Genomic DNA, 20300 nt, shown 5'->3' on the forward strand with positions numbered 1-20300 from the left:
CTATATCGCGCCCCGGCCGCCTGAATCAGCGTAAAAAATAGGAAGAAGCTAAATCTTGAGAACGAGACGATGGATGTTCTTCAAGAAGCAGGAGAAGTATAACAGGTCAAACCAGTATTTAAAGTATTTACTCTAGATTATGGATAAAAAAACGCCCCACAGAGACTCTGCGGGGCCGCTATTCAGCCACATTCAATTACGTGAAATAAAAGGTCTGAAAGATAGAACATCTTACCTCTGTACCCTACGCCGCTAACTGTACAACAACTGGGCAGAAAATGAAAGTAATTTATGTAAGTTACTTTCATGCTCGGTCAGGTGAAATAAATTCCTTGTAGATCATTGAGATAAAAAAAGCCCCGACTGAAATCGGGGCGGTATCAAAAGGTGACTTACTAGCACTTCCTCAACTATATGATTAGTCCGCCGGTTTTGGAATAAGTTCAATTGCATCGAAAAAAAAGTGTGATTCCGTTTAGGCTGAGACCCTATCCAGATGGCAACTTACTGATCTAAAACTAAATTCTAAGTTTTTCAAGAATCTCATCCGGTCGCTGAGTCTCAGCAAGTACCTGCCTTAAGCGGTTGAAAGCATTGCAGGCCTCTTGGGGGTATTTACCAAATGACACTACGCCCGTATGGCTCCATCCGGCGGCCAACATGACCTTCTTCTTGAATGCGGTGCCTTCTGTCCCACCACCACCCAGTTGCATCAGCAGCTGTTCCATCTGAAGGTGGGGAGGGGGGACGCGTGAGAATGTGGTGAAATGTTCGGGGGTAACTTCATCGAAGGTCATGATGATCTCGCTCTGTATTCAATCCGTAACTAGAAAGATAGATCAGGAGAGCCAGCGTTGCCGTTCAGACCGAGAGATCGAGTCCGCCCAGGCGCGCAGGTGTGACGGCACTCTGGTAACGCTGGGCAATCACATTGCTGCGATGGGTCATGAAGTCATCAAGGGGACCTCCTCGTCCGGAGATAGTGCGTTGATAGAGCTGCTGACTCGCCTTCATTTCTTTGCGGGACGCGGCGCGTGCAACGGAAAAGTCTTGTGCAGAAGGCTCCTCGGGTGCCAATGCGGCACTCTGGACGGTTTGCATCTTCCGAATGGTGGCGGCAGGATCGCGTGGGATCTCTGCCGTATCGATAGAGACCTCTCCCGCTTTCGCATAGCGCTGGGCATCCGGCCCAGTGGTGTATTCGTAACTGGGGGCGCCAGCATATTGCCCCCCGACTCGCTGATGAGCTTGCTCATGGTCGCGGACTTCTTGGTCGCGTTCTTGGAGCTTTTCTATTTCTCTCTGCTGATCCGGGGTAAATTTCTGTTGGGACTGCTCGCCTTGTTGGCCTTGCCCCCCCTGCTGGTTTCCCTGGCGTCCATCCGGGTCGACTTGTTGAAGACCCGGTTGTAGCTGAGCTGCGGTGCGAACATCCCGCGCCGTCGCTTCCTGATTTTGAGCCGACGGCCTGGAGTTTTCTCTCTGCTGGCGGCTGCCCACCTCGTCCCCTTGAGGGTATGCAACGGATGCCTTGGGTTGGGGGATAAACTCGGTCTTACGATTGTCGGCGCGAGCAGATTCAGTCTGTGGATACAGATGATTGGGGATGAGGTTGGGAAGGCTGACATTGACGTTCATGTCATACTCGAATGTCGATCAGCGTCCCCATCATATCGCTGGCACTCTGGATCACCTTGGCATTAGCCCCGGCCTGTAACTCGCCCACCTTTAGATTCACCAGCTCTTCGGTCACGTTGACCTTGTCACCGGAAGGGGTATTGAGGCTGGCGAGAGAGGCAGAGGCATCGGCCACCTTCTGCTCGGCCCGCTGAAAGCCGAGCGTGCCGCTCGTCATGGCTGAATCGATACGCATCATGGACACTCCACCGGTTGCTAGCTTAATTATCCATCAGGGTGGGGAAAATTTGAAGTGATGCGGTGATTTTTTAGACAGTCAGTTTTTGTAGATGGTAAACAAACTCTTGTGGATGGGAAATGAAAGGGGCGTGGGAGGCTTTCTCGAAGATGAAGCTGATGCTGTGCGGGAAGCGCGCATTGAGCAGAGGGGCCACCGAGCGGGGCACCAGAGAGTCGAGACGCCCATAGAGTCGTAACCAGGGACCCTGCCAGCCGTGCATGGCATCGCGAAGATCCACCTCGGCCAGCAGGCGAAGCCCCTCGGCCAGGGCGACGGGGGAAGGTTGTGGCCGCTCGCTCAACCAGTGGCGCAGTTGACGAATGTCATCCCGGGCGTGCTCACTGCCCATAGCCTGGATCGCGAGGAATCGCTCTATGGTCTGGCCGAAATCCCCCTTCAGCATCAGCTGGAAATTATCCAGTACCTTGGGGGCTATTCCGGGCCACTCGTCTTGTGCCAGGAAGCAGGGCGAGCTGGCGACCGTTATGAGCTGCCGTACTCGCTGCGGGTGAGTCAAGGCAATCTGGCTGGCGACCAGGCCACCGAGAGACCAGCCCAGTAGGCTGGCGTGTTCGGGAATGACCTTTACCACCTCTTCTGCCAGCCACTCCAGACTGTACTTGGTATCGTCAGGGAGAGGGGAGCCGCCGAAACCGGGAAGATCGACAATGTGTAGCCGAAAATGGCGAGAGAGTTCAGGGGTCACTCCGTGCCATACAGCCCCATTCATGCCCCAGCCGTGGAGCAGTACCAGGTCAGGTCCCGCCCCTATCCGCTCTACCGTGATGCTCATCTACACTCAGGTCCTGTTGTCGTGGTGATGGTCAGGCATGGTAAAGGGCTGGATGACGAAAGCAAGGGGAGTGCTGGGTGGTCGGGCCGACTGGAATGGTCATTGTCTGCTTTGCCTGCAGGAGAGTGAGAACCCGCTGCTCTGTGACATATGCCGTGATGCCTTGCGTCAGCAAACCCGGCGTTGTCACGGCTGCGCCGCCCCCTTGCCAGAAACCCTGCCGCTCGATCAACTCTGGTGTGGTCGTTGTCAGCGTCGTCCGCCCCCTTGGGCACGGTTGCAAGTGATCGGCGACTATCTGGCGCCCTGGCCTGTATTAATTCCCCGCTTCAAGTATGCCAGGCAAGTGATGCTGGCCGATGTACTGGGCCGGCTACTGGTCGATCATCTGGACTTGAGCGATCCCCCCGAGGCGCTGTTGCCCGTGCCCCTGCATTGGTGGAGACGCATCACCAGGGGATTTAACCAGGCCGAACTGCTGGCTATCGAGGTGGCTCGCCATACCGGGATTGCAGTCGATACCGGGCTGCTGAAACGGGCTCGTGCCACCCCTCAGCAGAGTCGGCTGGGGGCCGGTGCTCGGCGGCGCAACCTGCGTCATGCCTTTCGGGTGGGTCGGCACGCCTATCGCCATGTCGCGCTCATCGACGATGTCGTTACCACGGGGGCGACGGCGGGGCGTTTGGTTCGCCTGTTGCAAGAGAGTGGAGTGGAGCGGGTCGAGGTGTGGGCACTGTGCCGTACCCAGCGGCATCTCGGTTGAAGCGTGACGGGTGTGCTACCCATCGTCTGGCAACAGGAGTATCATCAATACCCTAGCCATTTGCTCAGGTTTACGAGGACAGTGATGATCACCATTTCCGAGGCCGCCCAGGCTCATTTTCGCAAGCTGCTGGAAAAACAGCCGGAAGGCACCAACATCCGGGTGTTTGTCGTTAATCCCGGTACGCCGAATGCTGAATGCGGTGTCTCTTACTGCCCGCCCGATGCCGTGGATCCGGATGATCAACATCTGCCTTTCGACGGTTTTGAGACCCTGATCGATCCGCTGAGTGCCCCCTTCCTGGAAGAGGCCAGCATCGACTTTGTCACCGATCAGATGGGCTCTCAGCTGACTCTCAAAGCCCCCAACGCCAAGATGCGCAAGGTGGGTGAGGATGCTCCTCTGGTCGAGCGGATCGAGTACGTGCTGCTCTCCGAGGTGAACCCCATGCTGGCCGGTCACGGCGGTAAGGTGACCCTGACCGAGCTGACCGAAGACGGTTTCGCCATCCTGCAATTTGGCGGCGGCTGCAACGGCTGCTCCATGGTCGACTACACCCTCAAAGAGGGGATCGAGAAGCAACTGCTGGAGAAGTTCCCGAACGAGCTCAAGGGCGTGAAAGACGCCACCGAACATCAGCGCGGCGATCACTCCTACTATTGATCTCCGACTGCTTATAGATAAAAGAAGGCCCCGCCAACTGACGGGGCCTTCTTGCATCCGGTGGACTACTCGTCTTTCTTGTCCCGGGAGAGCAGCGCGATGGCCGCCTCTTTCGGGTTCTTTCCTTCGTAGAGCACCTTGTAGATCTGCTCGCAGATGGGCATCTCGACACCACAGCGCGCCGCCAGCAGGTGCACCTCCTTGGTGTTGCGGTGACCCTCGACCACCTGGCCTATCTCGGCCATGGCGTTCTCGACCGACTTGCCGGCTCCGAGTGCCAGACCGAAGCGACGGTTACGCGACTGATTATCGGTACAGGTGAGCACCAGATCGCCGAGTCCTGCCATCCCCATGAAGGTCTTGGCGTCGGCGCCGAGGGCGAGCCCGAGACGCTGCATCTCGACCAGACCACGGGTAATGAGGGCGGTGCGTGCGTTGGCGCCAAAGCCCAGACCATCCGAGAGACCGGCGCCGATGGCGATGACGTTCTTCACCGCGCCGCCCAGCTGCAGGCCGATAAAGTCCGGGTTGGTATAGACCCGGAACGAGCGGCCGCAGTGCAGCAGATGGGAGAGGTCCTCGGCGAAGTCGTCGTGAGTCGAGGCGACCGAGATGGCGGTCGGCATGCCGGCGGCCAGCTCCTTGGCGAAGGTGGGGCCGGAGATGACGGCGAGCGGCATCTCATCGCCCAGCACCTCGCGGGCGACCTCTTGCAGCAGGCGGCCGCTGTCCGGCTCCAGCCCCTTGGTGGCCCAGGCGATGCGGCTGTCGGGGCGCAGGAAGGGTTTGACGCGGGCCAGTACGTCGCCGAAGACATGGCTCGGTACTACCAGCAGCAGCACTGGCGACGCCTGCACCGCAGCCTCGAGATCCGAGGTCAGCAGCAGGGAGTCGGGGAACGGCACATCAGGCAGGAATGCCTTGTTGCAATGCTCTCTGGCCAGATCGGCGACGTGGGCCGGATCGTGACCCCAGAGCAGGGTCGGATGACCGTTGCGAGCCAGAGAAATGGCAAGGGCGGTGCCGTAAGACCCCGCCCCCAAGACCGAAATGGCAGCCTTGTCACTCATCTCAAGCTTCCGCAGTGGCCTGCTCTGCCTGCAGTTGAGCCACGTGCTGGGCGAACAGGGCATCGAAGTTGACCGGAGCCAGGTTCAGCTGCGGGAAGGAGCCGCGGTTAACCATGGCGGCGACGGCTTCGCGAGCGTACGGGAACAGGATGTTCGGGCAGAAGGCGGCCAGGCAGTGAGCCAGCTGCTGCTCCGGCAGGTTGCCGATGGTGAAGATACCGGCCTGATGCACTTCGCACAGGAAGGCGGTCTCTTCGCCCAGCTTGCAGGTGACGGTCAGGGTCAGCACCACTTCATAGATACTGTCGGCCAGCAGGTTGGTCTTGGTATCCATGTCCAGGCTGACTTCCGGCTGCCACTCTTTCTGGAAGATGTGCGGGGTGTTCGGCGCCTCGAAGGAGACGTCTTTCACGTAGACGCGCTGGATGTGGAATTCCGGTTGCTGTACTTCCTGGTTGTTGATCGCTTCAGCCATGTTGTTTGATTCCTTTATTTAGCAAAAACGGGGCTTGTGGGCCCCGGGGTAATCAGCGCTTCTTGGTGACCGGCAGGTTCTCTGCACGCCACTGGGACATGCCGCCTGCCAGGGTATGCACCCGCTTAAAACCGTGCTTGTAGAGGGCTCCGGCAGCAGCGCCTGCACTCATTCCGGTTTCGCACACCACGATAATGGGGTCATCCTTGTGCTTTTCAAGCTGGCCCAGGTTGTTGGCCTGGATCTCGCTCATGATAAGGTGGTGTGCGCCGGCCAGATGGCCGCGACCAAACTCGTCGAGAGTACGGATATCGACCACCACGGCATTCTCGCGGTTGATCAGCATGGTGGCGGCGTGGTTATTGACCGCCTTGACGGGGGAAAATCGGGCACGCACCGTGGTATAGATCAGGGTGCCGGCCAGGCCGAACCAGGCTGCGGTGAGCAGGGGGTTACGGGCCGCGAAATCCAGATACTCTTGCATCTTTCCTACAATCCAAATCCGGGACAAGGGCCCGAGTATACATGGGGGAGGTGAGAATATCAGCCATCAAAGGGGCAAAGCGGGAGCAGGCTCTCAGCCAGGGCTGGCGGGCCCTGGCGGATCAGGTGACTATTTCGGCGGATGTAGTAATATTACGCTAGTTTCGCTTTCTGCAATTCATTCCAATCCGAGAGGACATAGTCTTATGTCAACAGCCAAGAAACCCCTGGTTCTGGTCATCATGGACGGTTGGGGCTATAGCGATAAGGCAGAGCACAACGCCGTCGCCGCCGCCAAAACCCCCAATCTGGACCGCCTCGCTCGTGACTACACCAGCACCCTCATCTCCGGCTCCGGTCTCGACGTCGGCCTGCCCGACGGTCAGATGGGCAACTCCGAGGTGGGTCACGTCAACATTGGCGCCGGCCGCATCGTCTACCAGGAGCTGACTCGCATCTCCAAAGACATCCAGGACGGTCCCTTCTTCGACAACGTCGAGATTGGCAAGGCCGTCGATGCCGCCGTTCAGGCCGGCAAGGCAGTCCACATCATGGGCCTGATGTCTCCGGGTGGCGTTCACAGCCACGAAGAGCACATCCTGGGGATGATCGAGATGGCCGCCAAGCGTGGCGCCGAGCAGATCTACTTCCACGCCTTCCTGGATGGCCGCGACGTGCCGCCGCGCTCCGCCCAGTCCTCCATCGAGCTGTTTGACGCCAAGTTTGCCGCCCTCGGCAAGGGCCGCTTCGCCTCCATGATTGGTCGTTACTACGCCATGGACCGCGACAACCGCTGGGATCGCGTACAGCAAGCCTATGACCTGATGACCCAGGGCAAGGGCGAATTCACCGCCGCCTCCGCCACCGAGGCCCTGGCTGCTGCCTACGCCCGCGACGAGAACGACGAGTTCGTCAAGGCCACCCGCATCGGCGAAGCCGCTCCGATGCAGGACGGCGACGCCCTGATCTTCATGAACTTCCGTGCCGACCGCGCTCGTGAGATCACCCGCGCCTTCGTCGACAGTGACTTCACCGGTTTTGCCCGCGAGGCCCTGCCGAAACTGAACTTCGTGATGCTCACCGAGTACGCCGCCGACATCAAGACCGCTTGCGCCTACCCGCCGACTGCGCTGGTCAACACCCTGGGTGAGTGGCTGGCCAAGCAGGGCAAGACCCAGCTGCGTATCTCCGAGACCGAGAAGTACGCCCACGTCACCTTCTTCTTCAACGGTGGTGAAGAGGCCTGCTTCACTGGCGAAGATCGCGAGATCGTCGCCAGCCCGAAAGTGGCCACCTATGACCTGCAGCCCGAGATGAGTTCCGGCGAGCTGACCGACAAGCTGGTTGCGGCCATCAAGAGCGGCAAGTACGACGTCATCATCTGTAACTACCCGAACGGCGACATGGTCGGCCACACCGGTGTGTTCGACGCCGCGGTCAAGGCCTGTGAGGCCGTCGACCACTGCATCGGCCGCGTCACCGAGGCCCTGGCCGAGGTGGGTGGCGAGTGCCTCATCACCGCCGACCACGGCAACGCCGAGAAGATGATGGACGAAGAGACCGGTCAGGCGCACACCGCGCACACCAACCTGCCGGTTCCTCTCATCTACTTCGGTCGCAAGGCTGAGGTGGTCGAAGGCGGCAAGCTGTCCGATCTGGCGCCGACCATGCTGACTCTGATGGGTCTGCCGGTGCCACCGGAAATGACTGGCAAGCCCCTGATGATTTTGAAATAATTCCGCCCCATGCGGGGACGTGACTTGATTTCAAAGCACTTACAACGCGTCGGCCTTCTGGCCGGCGCGCTGTTTTATTGTCTCGGCGCCCTAGCTGGGCTCAACAACGATCTGGGCAAGGTTCAGAACGATATCAAGGTTCAGCAGAAGGCGGTCAAACTCGGCAAGCAGGAGCTGGCCAAGCTGGCCAAGCAGCTCGAACAGGACGAACGCGCCGTGTCGGCGGCGGCGGCCAAGCTGGCCGATACCCGCTCCCAGCTCAAGCAGAGCGAGGCCCGCATCCAGGAGCTCGCCCGCGAGAAGGCCGACCTGGAGCGCCAGGCCAACCAGCAGAAGGCGCTGCTGGCCAAACAGGCCGAGAGTGCCTTTCGTGCCGGTGAGCACGACTACCTAAAACTTCTGCTCAACCAGCAGGATCCCAACCGCCTCAGCCGCACCCTCGACTTCTATGACTACCTCAACAAGGCCCGTGTCGACGCAATCGATGCCTTGCGTGCCACCCAACGCCGGCTGACTGCCAATCAACAGGCCAGCCAGCAGACGCTGGCCCGCCAGCAAGCCCTGCTGGACGATCGGAAACAGCAGCACCAGAGCCTGCTCGCCAGCCAGCAGAGTCGGGAGCAGACCCGCAGCCAGCTGCAGCAGGATGTGCAGAGCGACGAGGCCAAGCTGGCCAAGATGGTTCAGGCGGAGAAACGCCTCAAGGCGCGCCTCGAGGAGCTGCGTCGCCAGCAGGAGGAGGCCGAGCGCCGCGAGCGCGAACGCATCGCCAAGATGAAGGCGGAGCAGGAGCGGCTACGCAAGCAGGCCGAACAGGCCCAGCGGGAGGAGGATCGCCAGATCGCCCGTCGCCAGCAGAAAGAGCTGGAGCAGGCCGAGGCTCAAAGTCGCCGCTACAGCTCGGGCTTGAGTACCAGCAGCGCCATGCGTTGGCCGGTGCAGGGGCCGATCATCATCTCCTACGGCTCGCGGCGTACCGCGGAGCTCAAGTGGAAAGGCACCCTGATCGGGGCTCCGGAAGGCACCCAGGTCAAGGCGGTCGCCCCCGGCCAGGTGGTCTATGCCGACTGGCTCGATGGTTACGGCATGCTGCTGGTGGTCGATCACGGCAAGGGGTACATGAGCCTCTATGGCCACAATCAGTCGCTGCTGCGCCACGTGGGGCAGAAGGTGGAGCAGGGAGAGCCGGTGGCCCTGGTCGGCAATAGCGGTGGCCAGGATCAGGCCGGACTCTACTTCGAAATTCGTTATCAGGGGGAGGCGATCAACCCCACCAAGTGGCTCTCCCGGCGCGGTTAGCGCCCCATTTTGGTGCCAGGCACACAACTGGTGCCCCATCCTGAGTCAATGCATCTCCAGCGGGCCCTCTTTTGGGCCCGTTTTGCTGGCACGACTCCTGCTGAGCTCTTGATTCGCCCGCCCCCTCGACGGGGCGGTGCAGGACAACAAATCAGGATGATGGAGACACACAGTGCAGGATTCCAACGCAATTGCGACCCTTACCCAGAGTGCGGACACCCTGTTCGTGCTCGGCGGCGCCATCATGGTGCTCGCCATGCATTCCGGCTTTGCCTTTCTCGAACTGGGCACGGTACGCAGCAAGAACCAGGTCAACGCCCTGGTGAAGATCATCACCGACTTCGGTATCTCGACCCTGGCCTACTTCTTCGTCGGCTACTGGCTCGCCTATGGCAAGACCTTCTTCGCCGACGCGCCGACCCTGGCAACCGGTCAGGGCTACGAGCTGGTGAAATTCTTCTTTTTGCTCACCTTCGCCGCCGCCATCCCGGCCATCATCAGCGGCGGCATCGCCGAGCGGGCCCGCTTCTACCCCATGCTGATCTGCTCGGGGCTGACGGTGGGGCTGGTCTATCCCCTGTTCGAGGGGATCGCCTGGAACGGCAACTTTGGCCTGCAGGGTTGGCTCGAGCAGCACTTTGGCGCTCCCTTCCACGACTTTGCCGGCTCGGTCGTGGTGCACGCCGTGGGGGGCTGGATTGGTCTGGTGGCCGTGGCGCTGCTCGGCATGCGCAAGGGACGCATCCGGGGCGGCCAGGCGGTGGGGTTTGCGCCTTCCAACATTCCCATGCTGGCGCTCGGCGCCTGGATCCTCACGGTCGGTTGGTTTGGCTTCAACGTCATGTCGGCCCAGAAGCTGGGGGGGATCAGCGGCCTGGTGGCACTCAACTCCCTGATGGCCATGGTGGGCGGCACTCTGGTGGCCATGCTGCTTGGGCGCAACGACCCTGGCTTCATCCACAACGGGCCCTTGGCCGGTCTGGTGGCGGTGTGCGCCGGATCGGATCTGATGCATCCCTTGAGCGCCCTGCTGGTGGGGGGGGTAGCCGGTGCCATCTTCATTGGCATGTTTACCTGGCTACAGCGCAAGCGCCCCCAGCTCGATGATGTGCTCGGGGTATGGCCCCTGCACGGCCTGTGCGGCGCCTGGGGCGGCGTGGCGGCGGGTCTGTTCGGTGCTGCCGACTTCGGTGGCATGGGCGGGGTGAGCCTCACCAGCCAGCTGATCGGGACCGGCCTCGGCATTTTGGTGGCTCTGCTCGGTGGCGGCCTGATTTATGGGCTGATGAAGCGTCTGGTGGGCCTGCGCCTGAGCGAAGAGGAGGAGTTCATCGGCGCCGATCTCGCCATCCATCACATCGCCGCCACCAACCGGGACAAGGCGCCCATCTGACGCACGGGCGTGGGCGACTAGCGCCGAACCAGAGCCACCGCCTCGCGGGAGAGGCGGGTCACCTCGTCCCAGTCGCCAGCCTGGATGACGTCGGTCGGCAGCATCCAGGAGCCGCCGACGGTGGCGACACACTTGAGCGCCAAGTAATCGGCCACGTTCTTCGGGCCCACGCCACCGGTCGGGCAGAAGCGCACCTGGGGCAGGGGAGCTGCGATGGCGGCCAACGCCTTGGTGCCGCCGTTGGCCTCGGCCGGGAAGAACTTCAGGTGATCGTAGCCGGCCTCCAACGCCTGCATCACCTCGGAGGGGGTGGCGACACCCGGGATCAGCGGCGCACTGCCCTTGGCGGCATGGGCCAGCAGGGACGGGGTCATGCCCGGGGAGATGACGAAGCGGGCTCCGGCGGCGACGGCGGCGTCATACTGGGCTGTGTTGATGACGGTGCCGGCGCCAACCATGGCCTCGGGCATCACCTTGGCGATGCGCTCGATGGCGGCCAGGGCCACCGGGGTGCGCAGGGTGATCTCGAACACCGAGATGCCGCCGGCCAACAGGGCCTCGGCCATCGGCACGGCCTGCGTCAGCTCGCTGATGACCATGACCGGGATCAGGGGGGAGGCGGCGAAGACCTCGGTGGGAGAGATGTTCCAATTGTGCATGGGAATTTCCTTGTAATGGGCTGGTGCCAGGGGCCCTTCACTGCGCATGGCACAGTGCGGCGCGTGATAAGCGCGGCTGCATGCAGGCTGCCTTGATCTCTTCCTCGGTGCAACCGATACCGCGCCTCAATCTGGCCGGCCGCCCTCGGTGAGAGGGTGGCCACAATATGGGGTGTTGCGCGCCTCATCGGGCTGGCGGCGTGCACCCATAGCGGCCTATTTGCCACTGCATCGAAGGCCACCGGGTTAACTCCTGCGCCGTGGTTATGACATCCGTATCGACTTTTTACTGATTCTTGCTTGGGCACACCGCCGAGCGTTGCTAGAATTGCCCATTCCCCGCTTCGAGTGGAACGCGTAACGCAGTGATTTCAGGTTTCTCTATGAATTTATCGGCACATTATCGACAGCTGTTGGAGCGTTTGCCCAAGATTGCCGTGGGCGCCGACCGGTTTGACGTGCTCTACAGCGCCAAGGATTTCAAGCAGCGCATCCTCGATCTCATCGCCAGCGCGCGTCAGCGCATCTATCTGGTGGCCCTCTACCTGCAAGATGACGAGGCCGGCCGCGAGATCCTGGATGCCCTCTATGCGGCCAAGGGGCGCAACCCTGACCTCGACATCAAGATCTTCGTCGACTTTCACCGGGCCCAGCGCGGTCTGATCGGCAAGGGGGCCCAAGGGGGCAATCACCTGCGCTACCAGGCCATGGCGGCCGAGCACAAGGAGCGCGTCGAGATCTACGGCGTGCCGGTCAAGGGGCGCGAGTTGCTCGGTGTGTTGCACCTCAAGGGCTTCGTGTTCGACGACACCCTGCTCTACTCGGGGGCCAGTCTCAACGATGTCTACCTGCATCAGAACGATCGCTACCGTTTCGACCGCTACCACCAGATAGAGAGCCACGAGTTGGCCAATGCCATGGTGCGCTACGTGGATGACTACTTCGTCGCGAGCGATGCGGTGCAGCGGCTCGATAAACCGGCCATCCCGACAGCCAAACAGCTCAAGGGCGCCATTCGCCGCTTCAAGGGACAGCTGACACGCAGCCACTACCGCTTCAACTCCAGCCTGCCGGTAGAAGGCGAGGTGGCGGTGACGCCGTTGGCAGGGCTCGGCAAGCGCAATAACCAGCTCAACCGGATGATCCGTAACCTGGTGCGCAGCTGCGAGCGCGAGATCTTCATCTGCACCCCCTACTTCAACTTGCCCAAGGAGTTGGCCAAGGACATCGAGGGGCTGCTGCGCCACGGGCGCAAGGTAACTATCGTGGTCGGCGACAAGACCGCCAACGACTTCTATATCCCGCCCGAAGAGAAGTTCTCCACCATAGGTGGCCTGCCATACCTTTACGAGGCTAACCTGCGCAAGTTTGCCCAGCGCAACCAGCACCACATCGACAGGGGTCTCCTCAACATGATGTTGTGGCGTCACGACCGTCACTCCTACCATCTTAAGGGGATCTTCGTGGACGGCGGTGAGTGGGCACTGCTCACCGGCAACAACCTCAACCCGCGAGCCTGGTCCCTGGATCTGGAGAACGGCCTGCTGGTGAAGGATGCCCAGCACCTGCTGGCCGAGCAGTTTGCCCGGGAGCGTGAGAACATTCTGCAGCATACCCAGAGGGTTACCCGCTTCGATGAGGTGGAGCAGATCGCCGACTACCCCGAGCAGGTACGCCGCCTGCTGGCCCGTATCCATCGGGTCAAGGCCCACCTGCTGCTCAAGCGCATCATCTGATCCCGTCGCTGCATTTGTGAGCGTTCCAAAGGCCTCCCGTTTTCGGGAGGCCTTTGTTATTATCTGGACGTATTTACAGTACTGTCGGGCATCTGGTTGATGAAATTGGATAAAATCCCGCTGGACAGCCTCAAGGGCGTAGGCGGCAAGATGCAGGAAAAACTGGAGCGGCTGGGGCTGGTCACGGTCCAGGATCTGCTGTTCCACTTGCCGCATCGCTATGAGGACCGCACCAAGGTGTGGCCCATCGGCGATCTCCTGCCCGGCACCACCTGCGCGGTCGAGGGGGAGATCCAGGACAGCCAGCTGTTGATGGGGCGCAAGCGCATGCTGGTGTGCCGTATCAGTGACGGCAGCGGCAGCATCACACTGCGCTTTTTCAACTTCACCGCCGCCCAGAAGAACAGCTTCTCCACCGGGCGCCTGATCCGCTGCTTCGGCGAGATCCGCCCCGGCAAGTATGGTCTCGAGATCATCCACCCCGAATACAAGCTGCTCGGGGAGGAGCAGGCCGGCCAGACCGAAGAGGCCCTCACCCCCGTCTACCCCACCACCGAAGGGCTGCGTCAGCTGACCCTGCGCGGCCTCACCGATCAGGCCCTGCTGCTGCTGGCCGAATACGGGGTGGAGGAGTTGCTCCCCGCCGGCCTCTATCCGACTCAGGTCTCCCTGGCCGAGGCCCTGCGCCTGCTGCACCGGCCGCCACCGGACGTGGCCCTCGACCAGCTCGAGAGCGGCCGCCACCCGGCCCAGGCCCGGCTAGTGATGGAGGAGCTGCTGGCCCACAATCTCTCGGTGCTCAAGGTGCGCGAGCAGGCCCAGGCCCAGGCCTCGGTGCCCCTGCCACCGGCTCCCGAGCTGGTGGGGCGGCTGCTCGCCTCGCTCCCCTTTGCGCCGACCGGCGCCCAGTGCCGGGTGGTGGAGGAGATAAGCCACGACCTGCAGCGCGGCCACCCCATGATGCGACTGGTACAGGGGGACGTGGGCTCGGGCAAGACGCTGGTGGCCGCCATGGCGGCCCTGCAGGCCATCGGCAACGGCTATCAGGTGGGGTTGATGGCGCCCACCGAGTTGCTGGCCGAGCAGCACGCCATCAACTTCGGCCGTTGGCTCGAGCCGCTTGGCATCAAGGTGGGCTGGCTCGCCGGCAAGCAGAAGGGCAAGGCGCGGGAAGAGGCGCTCAATGCCATCGCCGACGGCTCTGCCGCCATGGTGGTGGGCACCCACGCCATCTTTCAGGAGCAGGTTAACTTCCATCGCCTCGGGCTGGTCATCATCGACGAGCAGCACCGCTTCGGGGTGCACCAGCGCCTGGCCCTGCGCGAGAAGGGGGAGCGTGACGGGGTGCACCCGCACCAGCTCATCATGACCGCCACCCCGATCCCGCGCACCCTGGCCATGACCGCCTATGCCGATCTCGATACGTCGGTCATCGACGAGCTGCCCCCCGGGCGCACCCCCATCACCACGGTGGCAGTGCCCGACACTCGCCGTCAGGACGTGATCGAGCGGGTGCGGCTGGCCTGCACCGAAGGCAAGCAGGCCTACTGGGTCTGCACCCTGATCGAGGAGTCCGAGGTGCTCGAGTGCCAGGCCGCCGAAGAGACGGCCGCCGAGCTGCAGCGTCTGCTGCCCGGGCTGCACATCGGCCTGGTGCACGGGCGGATGCGCCCGGTCGAGAAGCAGAGGGTGATGGAGGAGTTCAAGGCCGGCATACTGCAACTGCTGGTGGCCACCACCGTCATCGAGGTGGGGGTGGACGTGCCCAACGCCAGCCTGATGATCATCGAAAACCCCGAGCGACTGGGTCTGGCGCAGCTGCATCAGCTGCGGGGCCGGGTGGGCCGGGGGGCGGTGGCCTCCCACTGCGTGCTGCTCTACCATGCCCCCTTGTCCAAGACCGCCCAGAGCCGGCTCGGGGTGCTGCGCGAGACCAACGATGGCTTCGTCATCGCCCAGCGCGATCTCGAACTGCGCGGCCCCGGCGAACTGCTCGGTACCCGCCAGACCGGGCTGGCCGATCTCAAGATCGCCGATCTGGTGCGTGACCAGCCGCTCATCCCCCAGGTGCAGAAGCTGGCGCGCTACCTGATGGACCAGTATCCGTCCCACGTCGACCCGCTGATCCGCCGCTGGCTGGGGCTGCGGGAACACTACTCCACCGTCTGACTCGAGGAGGAAGGCATCGATGAACACATGGCTCCGCGCCCTCTTGTATACCCTCGCCTTCCTGCTGCTGCTGGTCTGGGTCGTCCTCGGCCTGTTCGATGCCGAGCGGGCCAAGGAGCCGCTGGCCCGTTGGTTGTCGGCCCAGAGCGGAGTGCCGGTCTCGATCGGCAAGCTGGTCTTCAACCCCCTGCACCCCTACACCCTGCTCGCCGAGCAGGTGAAGATGGGGGAGGCACTCACCCTGGACAAGCTCTACGTCGAGGTGGAGTCGGTGGATTGGCTGGAGCGTGACGTGCGCCTGGCCCACCTCGATCTGATCCGCCCGCGCATCATGTTGCCGTTGCCAGAAGGGCTGCCGAGCCTGCCCATCAATCGCCTCAGCGTGGCCGACGGGCGCATCGACCGCCTCTCGCTGAGTGGACCGCTTGGCAAGGTGACCGGCCTGTCGGCGGGGATCCGCGACTGGCAGCTCATCGACCCGGTGCGTCCGCTGCAGGCCAACCTGACCCTCAACATCAACGCCCTCGAGACCCCCTGGCTGGCCCTGTCGCGCCTGACCTTGAGCGGCAAGCTGGAGGGACAGAAGCTGTCGGTGGACCGGCTGGTGGCCAATGCCTTCGATGGCCTCATCGAGACCGACATGGTGCTGGATTGGGGGGCGCGCAGCCTGCAGCTCGATCGCTTCAAGGGCACTGGCATGAACATAGAGCTCGGCGATCTGGAACGCCTAGAGTTTCCCCTGACCCAGGTCAGCATCAGCCACGGCCAGCTCGAGCGCGTCAGCCTCAATGCCCTGACCCAGGAGCTGGCGATCAACGACATCAATGTCAGCCTGGGCGGCATTGAGTGGCGTGAGGGGCTGGGGACGACCGGATTCATCAACGGTCGCCTCGGCGAGATTGGTCGCGGCCTGTTTCAGCTCGAGGGGATCGACGCGGATCTGGCCATGTACCCGGGGCGTATCGATGCCGAGTTGAGGGGCAAGGCCTATGAGGGTAGCTTCAATCTGGAGTTGAGTGGCGCCCCGGCCCGCTCCGAGTGGACCATCAAGGATCTCACCCTGAGCGGCATGGAGCTCTCCCTGCCGGCCGGCTGGTGGCAGCAGTGGCTGCCCTGGCGCCCTGCCCAGCTCGACGTGCGGCGGGTGGCGCTCGACAAGATGCGGGTGCTCTCGTTTGACGACGCCATCCCGCTGTCGCTGATCAACTGGCAGCTGTTTCTCAACGACATGCGGCTCAAGGGAGAGGAGGTGATGCCCCTCATCGGTCGCGCGCGCCTCGAGAGTCACTGGGAAGAGCTGGTCTGGAAGGGGCTCTCCAGCCGCAAGGGAGAGCTGTTGCTCGAGCTCACCCCGGAGCAGTGGCAGCTGCGCAACCTGGAGAGCCGCTTGCCGGACGACGGCCACCTCAAGCTGGCCGGCAGCTGGGGGTTGGAGGCGGGTCAGCCCGGGGCGCTTAACCTTGCCGGCAGCGGCGTCGATCTCGAACAGTGGGCCAAGCTGGCGGGTCATCCATTGAGCCTCTCCGGCAAGGCGGATGTCGAGGTCAACGTGATGATGAGCGACAGCCGGCGCTGGCGTGAGACCCTGGCGGGGAGCTTGAGCCTCACCTTGCGTGACCCCTTCTGGGAGGGGGTTAGGCTCGATCCCCTGCTCGATGAGTGGTTTGGCGGTGCCGAGGCCCCCGCCCTCGAGCCCACCGCCCTGTGGCAGGCGATGCAGGGGGGCGACACTCCCTTCTATCGCATCGCCCTCAAGGGAGAAGTTAAAGAGGGGCGGGTGAACCTGAATGGAGGGGCCAGCACCATCACGCACCTGCTGGCGCTGCGCGGCGATCTCGACTTGGCCAAGGGCGAGTGGGCGCTCGATCTCGGCGCCCTCAACAGCCAGGGGTGTGCCGAGCTGCTGACCGAGTGGCGCGGCCCCCTGACGGCGCCGACCCTCGCCTGGCGCTTTCCGGCGCTCGAGAGCGAATGTGGCTGGCCGGCGGCGGGGGTGGCCTATCCGGCGCAGGGGCGTACCAACCGGTTGCGCCAGGTCGCCGAGCCGGCCCCCCAGTAAGCCCAGAAACATGCGAGGCGCCTTCGGGCGCCTCGTTGCATCTGGGTGAATCTCAGCCCTTCTTGGCGGGCTGCACCACGTACTGACCGACAAACTCGGCAGCTAGCTTGCCGCCGCTGTAGAGCTGTACCGAGAGCTGAAAGCGGGCGGCCTCGCCGTGACGCAGGGGCAGCAGGGCGGCTGGCATCCCCTCGCGGGCGACCCTGGCCTCGGGGCTCGCCTTCACCGGCCGGTAGTAACGGATGTTGCCCTCGGCGAGCACCGTATCCCCAACCACTCCCAGCTCCTTGAGCTGTAACCATATGAGGCCCCATCCGGCCAACACACAGAGGCTATAGATGCTGCCGGCAAACATGGTGTCGTGGACGTTGAGGTTGGCCGCCAGGTTGGCGCCCAGATGCAGGGTTTGCCCGTCATAGTGATGGATCTGTACCCCCATCTTCTCGCTGATGGGGATGCCGCGCGACCAGCGGGTGGCCAGATCCTGGCACCACTCGGGACGATAGGCGATGGTCTGCAAGGGGGCGAGGGACTTGATCATCTGACGATGGGGGATGCGGCCAAAGGTGACCGGCCCTTCCCCCACCTCGATGAAGCCACATTTGCGGTAGAACTCCACCGCCTCCTGGCGGGCGTTCATCACCAGGCGTTTCACCTTCTCCTCGCGGGCCCGCTGCTCGAGGTCTTCCACCATGCGGGCGCCCAGGCCCCGGCCTCGGAATTCGGGCAACATGCCCATGAAGCGGATCTGCGCCTCGTCCCCTCCCACGAAGAGGCGGCCGACGGCGATGGGGTTGTCCGCCTCGTCGAGCATCATGCGATGAATGGCGACGCTGTCGTATTCGTCGCGCTCCGAGCCGAGGGGCAGATTGAAGGGTTTGCGCAGCAGTTCCCAGCGCAGGCGGTAGTAAGCGTCGAGTTCGGTGTCGGTGTGGGGGGTAATCACCCGGTACATGAACCCCTCCTTGGGTTAAAATGGTGTCAAACCATCTTGCCCATAAGCCCCATGAACTTCAATCTGGAAGCGCGTCACGCCGACACCCTGCTGCATCTCGACCACCATGGTGGACGGCGTCTTGCCGTGTTGGAGAATGAGGCCTTCCGCTGGTTGGAGATCGATGATGTGGTGCAGTCAGTCCTCTGCCGGACGACTCCCGGGGCACTCTGCCTGCCCCACCAGCAGGCGCTGCAATCTTGCCTGCCCGAGCGGGCACAGCGGATATTGGAGCTGGGGCTGGGGGGGGGCGACATGACCCGCCACCTGGCGGCGCGCTGGCCCGGGGCCGAACACCACTGTGTCGAGCTCGATCGGGAGGTGCTGCGCCTCTATCGGAGCTTCTTTCAGGGAGTCGAACAGCCGACCCTTCATCACGCCGATGCGCTGGCCTATCTGGAGCGAGAGGCGGGGACGTTTGACCTGATCCTGCTCGATCTGTTCGGGCAGGATGGCAATCCTCCCCTGATGTTTCAGCCCCCCCTCTACCAAACGCTGGCCCGTCGACTCGCTGGGCGTATCCTCATCAACTTGCTGCCGCGCACCCGCCTCGAGCTGGAGCGGGTGTTGGTCCTGTGCGCCGAGCATCTGGGGCAGGCCAATGTGTGGCCGGTCCCGGGTTATCGCAACATCATCCTCAGCCTGACGCGCGACTAGACCTGCAGCCAGAAGGTGACCGGGCCGTCGTTGTTAAGGGCCACCTGCATGTCGGCGGCGAAGCGCCCGGTTTGCGTGGTGAGGCCGGTGGCGCGCGCCTGCTCGACGAAGTAGTCATAGAGACGTTCCGCCTCGGTGGGATGAGCGCCTCCCGAGAAGCTGGGGCGCATCCCCTTCTTGGTGTCGGCGGCCAGGGTGAACTGGGAGACCAGCAGCAGGCTGCCGTCCGCCTGTGTGACATTGAGGTTCATCTTCCCCTCGGCATCGGAGAAGATGCGATAGCCGCACACCTTGTGCAGCAGACGGTCGGCATGGGCCTGGGTATCGCCCTGCTCGACCCCGAGCAGCACCAGTAGCCCTCTTCCAATGGCGCCCACCACCTCTCCATCGACGGTGACGCTGGCTTCGCTCACCCGCTGAATCAATGCGATCACGACTTCTCTCCTGACGGTGCAAAGTGCCGAGCATACCAGCCCGGCGCAGTGTGGTCAGTTCTTGTGGTCGTAGGTGAAGACCTTGCCGATGTCCTCGAGGCGGTAGCTGGTCAACTGATAGACGTAGTAGTTGAGCCAGTTGGTGAACAGCAGATGGCCGTGGCTGCGCCAGGTGGCGCGCGGGGTCTGTGCGGGATCGTTGTCCGGGTAGTAGTTGACCGGGATGGTGGGCTGGAGGCCAGCGTCGAGGTCGCGGTGGTACTCCTGATCCAGGGTCAGGGCGTCATACTCGGGGTGACCGGTGACAAACACCTGACGACAATCCTGGGTGGCAGCGAGATAGACGCCGGCCTCGTCGGACTCGGCGAGGATCTGCAGGTCGGTCTGGGTGCGGATGAGATCCCCGTCGAAGGCGGCGTAGCGGGAGTGAGGCGCGAGGAACTCGTCGTCGAAGCCGCGCAGCAAGGGCTCGTGATCCACCAGGCGCTGGTGGCGGTAAACCCCGGAGAGTTTCTCACCACGGGTCTGTTTATCCATGCCGTAGAGCACCTTGAGGGCGGCCTGCACCGCCCAGCACAGGAACAGGGTCGAGGTGACGTGCTCATGGGACCAGCGAATGATCTCGCCGATACGCTCCCAGTAGGCCACATCCTCAAACTCCACCAGGCCAAGGGGGGCTCCTGTGATGATCATGCCGTCGTAGTTATGGCCACGCACCTGCTCGAAGTCGTGATAGAAGTTCTCCAGATGGGTGCTCGGTGTGTTGCGGGACTCCCGGTCATCGATGCGCAGCAGATCCACATCCACCTGGAGCGGGGTATTGGAGAGCATGCGCAGCAGCTGGATCTCGGTCTCTATCTTCTTGGGCATCAGATTGAGGATCAGGACTTTCAGCGGCCGGATGTTCTGGGTGACGGCCCGCGACTCTGTCATCACAAAGATGTTCTCTTCCCCAAGGACGGCGGCGGCGGGCAACTGGTCCGGAATCTTGATGGGCAT

Annotated in this window: 21 protein-coding genes; 9 read left to right on the forward strand and 12 right to left on the reverse strand. The window is 62.6% G+C overall.

Translation table 11 applies throughout. The features are described from left to right. Positions 1 to 182 precede the first annotated feature (182 nt). The 5 genes from spfP to bioH all read right to left on the reverse strand — a co-directional run bounded on the left by spfP (position 183) and on the right by bioH (position 2711). The gene (gene spfP, locus BN1121_RS20370; protein ID WP_503487617.1) at positions 183 to 308 is read right to left on the reverse strand and encodes a small protein SpfP; all 126 of its coding nucleotides are present in this window, start codon (positions 306 to 308) and stop codon (positions 183 to 185) included. 210 nt (positions 309 to 518) lie between these two features. Further along, the gene (locus BN1121_RS04610) at positions 519 to 797 is read right to left on the reverse strand and encodes a hypothetical protein (protein ID WP_005354223.1); all 279 of its coding nucleotides are present in this window, start codon (positions 795 to 797) and stop codon (positions 519 to 521) included. Positions 798 to 861: 64 nt separating this feature from the next. Continuing rightward, entirely contained in the window at positions 862 to 1638 is a 777-nt protein-coding gene (locus BN1121_RS19205) for a putative metalloprotease CJM1_0395 family protein (RefSeq protein WP_081606446.1), read from the reverse strand. Position 1639: 1 nt separating this feature from the next. Beyond that, positions 1640 to 1873 carry a flagellar basal body rod C-terminal domain-containing protein gene (locus BN1121_RS04620; protein WP_043157660.1) on the reverse strand — a complete coding sequence of 78 codons (234 nt, stop codon included), beginning with the start codon at positions 1871 to 1873 and terminating at the stop codon, positions 1640 to 1642. Positions 1874 to 1946: 73 nt separating this feature from the next. Beyond that, positions 1947 to 2711, reverse strand: a complete 765-nt coding sequence (bioH, locus tag BN1121_RS04625; RefSeq protein WP_005354226.1) for a pimeloyl-ACP methyl ester esterase BioH — start codon at positions 2709 to 2711, stop codon at positions 1947 to 1949. A 37-nt stretch (positions 2712 to 2748) separates the two neighbouring features. On the opposite strand from bioH, the gene BN1121_RS04630 reads away from it, so the two are divergent. Together BN1121_RS04630 and nfuA are read left to right on the forward strand one after the other, a co-directional pair. Continuing rightward, positions 2749 to 3474: a ComF family protein gene (locus BN1121_RS04630; protein ID WP_043157650.1), complete on the forward strand. Its 726-nt coding sequence runs from the start codon at positions 2749 to 2751 to the stop codon at positions 3472 to 3474. Between the two features lie 84 nt (positions 3475 to 3558). Next, positions 3559 to 4137, forward strand: coding sequence for a Fe-S biogenesis protein NfuA (gene nfuA / locus BN1121_RS04635; RefSeq protein ID WP_005354228.1), 579 nt, complete (start codon positions 3559 to 3561; stop codon positions 4135 to 4137). Between the two features lie 65 nt (positions 4138 to 4202). Here nfuA and gpsA read toward each other — a convergent pair whose 3' ends face one another. Genes gpsA through BN1121_RS04650 form a run of 3 tightly spaced genes read right to left on the reverse strand, consistent with a single transcriptional unit; the run spans position 4203 to position 6166 of the window. Next, complete coding sequence (gene gpsA / locus BN1121_RS04640; protein ID WP_005354230.1) at positions 4203 to 5207, reverse strand: NAD(P)H-dependent glycerol-3-phosphate dehydrogenase; 1005 nt, start codon at positions 5205 to 5207, stop codon at positions 4203 to 4205. 1 nt (position 5208) lies between these two features. Further along, complete coding sequence (gene secB, locus BN1121_RS04645; RefSeq protein WP_005354232.1) at positions 5209 to 5682, reverse strand: protein-export chaperone SecB; 474 nt, start codon at positions 5680 to 5682, stop codon at positions 5209 to 5211. Between the two features lie 52 nt (positions 5683 to 5734). Then, positions 5735 to 6166 (reverse strand): rhodanese-like domain-containing protein, encoded by a 432-nt coding sequence (locus tag BN1121_RS04650; protein ID WP_005354234.1) that lies wholly within the window; start codon positions 6164 to 6166, stop codon positions 5735 to 5737. 205 nt (positions 6167 to 6371) lie between these two features. Here BN1121_RS04650 and gpmM point away from each other — a divergent pair, with 205 nt between their 5' ends. The 3 genes from gpmM (at position 6372) to BN1121_RS04665 (ending at position 10593) form a co-directional block, all read left to right on the forward strand. Continuing rightward, positions 6372 to 7901 carry a 2,3-bisphosphoglycerate-independent phosphoglycerate mutase gene (gpmM, locus tag BN1121_RS04655; protein WP_005354235.1) on the forward strand — a complete coding sequence of 510 codons (1530 nt, stop codon included), beginning with the start codon at positions 6372 to 6374 and terminating at the stop codon, positions 7899 to 7901. 9 nt (positions 7902 to 7910) lie between these two features. Continuing rightward, positions 7911 to 9200, forward strand: a complete 1290-nt coding sequence (gene envC / locus BN1121_RS04660; RefSeq protein WP_005354237.1) for a murein hydrolase activator EnvC — start codon at positions 7911 to 7913, stop codon at positions 9198 to 9200. Between the two features lie 172 nt (positions 9201 to 9372). Then, positions 9373 to 10593 (forward strand): ammonium transporter, encoded by a 1221-nt coding sequence (locus BN1121_RS04665; protein ID WP_005354239.1) that lies wholly within the window; start codon positions 9373 to 9375, stop codon positions 10591 to 10593. Positions 10594 to 10610: 17 nt separating this feature from the next. Here BN1121_RS04665 and BN1121_RS04670 read toward each other — a convergent pair whose 3' ends face one another. Next, positions 10611 to 11252 (reverse strand): bifunctional 4-hydroxy-2-oxoglutarate aldolase/2-dehydro-3-deoxy-phosphogluconate aldolase, encoded by a 642-nt coding sequence (locus tag BN1121_RS04670; protein ID WP_005354240.1) that lies wholly within the window; start codon positions 11250 to 11252, stop codon positions 10611 to 10613. A gap of 383 nt (positions 11253 to 11635) precedes the next feature. On the opposite strand from BN1121_RS04670, the gene pssA reads away from it, so the two are divergent. From pssA to BN1121_RS04685, 3 genes are all read left to right on the forward strand, one after another. Then, positions 11636 to 12988, forward strand: coding sequence for a CDP-diacylglycerol--serine O-phosphatidyltransferase (gene pssA, locus BN1121_RS04675; RefSeq protein ID WP_043157653.1), 1353 nt, complete (start codon positions 11636 to 11638; stop codon positions 12986 to 12988). Between the two features lie 99 nt (positions 12989 to 13087). Further along, on the forward strand, positions 13088 to 15157 hold the full coding sequence (recG, locus tag BN1121_RS04680; RefSeq protein ID WP_043597364.1) for an ATP-dependent DNA helicase RecG: 2070 nt from the start codon (positions 13088 to 13090) through the stop codon (positions 15155 to 15157). A 19-nt stretch (positions 15158 to 15176) separates the two neighbouring features. Beyond that, positions 15177 to 17216: an AsmA family protein gene (locus BN1121_RS04685; protein ID WP_005354247.1), complete on the forward strand. Its 2040-nt coding sequence runs from the start codon at positions 15177 to 15179 to the stop codon at positions 17214 to 17216. 52 nt (positions 17217 to 17268) lie between these two features. Here the strand turns inward: BN1121_RS04685 and BN1121_RS04690 are convergent, their stop codons facing one another. After that, entirely contained in the window at positions 17269 to 18171 is a 903-nt protein-coding gene (locus BN1121_RS04690) for a bifunctional GNAT family N-acetyltransferase/hotdog fold thioesterase (RefSeq protein ID WP_005354248.1), read from the reverse strand. 51 nt (positions 18172 to 18222) lie between these two features. Here BN1121_RS04690 and BN1121_RS04695 point away from each other — a divergent pair, with 51 nt between their 5' ends. After that, positions 18223 to 18867, forward strand: a complete 645-nt coding sequence (locus BN1121_RS04695) for a spermidine synthase (RefSeq protein WP_043597367.1) — start codon at positions 18223 to 18225, stop codon at positions 18865 to 18867. Here the strand turns inward: BN1121_RS04695 and dtd are convergent. Continuing rightward, positions 18864 to 19301 carry a D-aminoacyl-tRNA deacylase gene (gene dtd / locus BN1121_RS04700; protein WP_005354252.1) on the reverse strand — a complete coding sequence of 146 codons (438 nt, stop codon included), beginning with the start codon at positions 19299 to 19301 and terminating at the stop codon, positions 18864 to 18866. The two genes, BN1121_RS04695 and dtd, sit on opposite strands and share 4 nt — an antisense overlap. 54 nt (positions 19302 to 19355) lie before the next feature. After that, positions 19356 to 20300 (reverse strand): homoserine O-acetyltransferase MetA, encoded by a 945-nt coding sequence (metA, locus tag BN1121_RS04705; protein WP_005354255.1) that lies wholly within the window; start codon positions 20298 to 20300, stop codon positions 19356 to 19358.

The sequence above is a fragment of the Aeromonas diversa CDC 2478-85 genome (assembly GCF_000819805.1).
Lineage (GTDB): Bacteria > Pseudomonadota > Gammaproteobacteria > Enterobacterales > Aeromonadaceae > Aeromonas > Aeromonas diversa.

Coding starts and splice junctions, on each gene's coding strand:
- spfP (WP_503487617.1), bottom strand. CDS start 308: ATGAAAGTAACTTACATAAATTACTTTCATTTTCTGCCCAGTTGTTGT.
- BN1121_RS04610 (WP_005354223.1), bottom strand. CDS start 797: ATGACCTTCGATGAAGTTACCCCCGAACATTTCACCACATTCTCACGC.
- BN1121_RS19205 (WP_081606446.1), bottom strand. CDS start 1,638: ATGAACGTCAATGTCAGCCTTCCCAACCTCATCCCCAATCATCTGTAT.
- BN1121_RS04620 (WP_043157660.1), bottom strand. CDS start 1,873: ATGCGTATCGATTCAGCCATGACGAGCGGCACGCTCGGCTTTCAGCGG.
- bioH (WP_005354226.1), bottom strand. CDS start 2,711: ATGAGCATCACGGTAGAGCGGATAGGGGCGGGACCTGACCTGGTACTG.
- BN1121_RS04630 (WP_043157650.1), top strand. CDS start 2,749: ATGGTAAAGGGCTGGATGACGAAAGCAAGGGGAGTGCTGGGTGGTCGG.
- nfuA (WP_005354228.1), top strand. CDS start 3,559: ATGATCACCATTTCCGAGGCCGCCCAGGCTCATTTTCGCAAGCTGCTG.
- gpsA (WP_005354230.1), bottom strand. CDS start 5,207: ATGAGTGACAAGGCTGCCATTTCGGTCTTGGGGGCGGGGTCTTACGGC.
- secB (WP_005354232.1), bottom strand. CDS start 5,682: ATGGCTGAAGCGATCAACAACCAGGAAGTACAGCAACCGGAATTCCAC.
- BN1121_RS04650 (WP_005354234.1), bottom strand. CDS start 6,166: ATGCAAGAGTATCTGGATTTCGCGGCCCGTAACCCCCTGCTCACCGCA.
- gpmM (WP_005354235.1), top strand. CDS start 6,372: ATGTCAACAGCCAAGAAACCCCTGGTTCTGGTCATCATGGACGGTTGG.
- envC (WP_005354237.1), top strand. CDS start 7,911: ATGCGGGGACGTGACTTGATTTCAAAGCACTTACAACGCGTCGGCCTT.
- BN1121_RS04670 (WP_005354240.1), bottom strand. CDS start 11,252: ATGCACAATTGGAACATCTCTCCCACCGAGGTCTTCGCCGCCTCCCCC.
- pssA (WP_043157653.1), top strand. CDS start 11,636: ATGAATTTATCGGCACATTATCGACAGCTGTTGGAGCGTTTGCCCAAG.
- recG (WP_043597364.1), top strand. CDS start 13,088: ATGAAATTGGATAAAATCCCGCTGGACAGCCTCAAGGGCGTAGGCGGC.
- BN1121_RS04685 (WP_005354247.1), top strand. CDS start 15,177: ATGAACACATGGCTCCGCGCCCTCTTGTATACCCTCGCCTTCCTGCTG.
- BN1121_RS04690 (WP_005354248.1), bottom strand. CDS start 18,171: ATGTACCGGGTGATTACCCCCCACACCGACACCGAACTCGACGCTTAC.
- BN1121_RS04695 (WP_043597367.1), top strand. CDS start 18,223: ATGAACTTCAATCTGGAAGCGCGTCACGCCGACACCCTGCTGCATCTC.
- metA (WP_005354255.1), bottom strand. CDS start 20,300: ATGCCCATCAAGATTCCGGACCAGTTGCCCGCCGCCGCCGTCCTTGGG.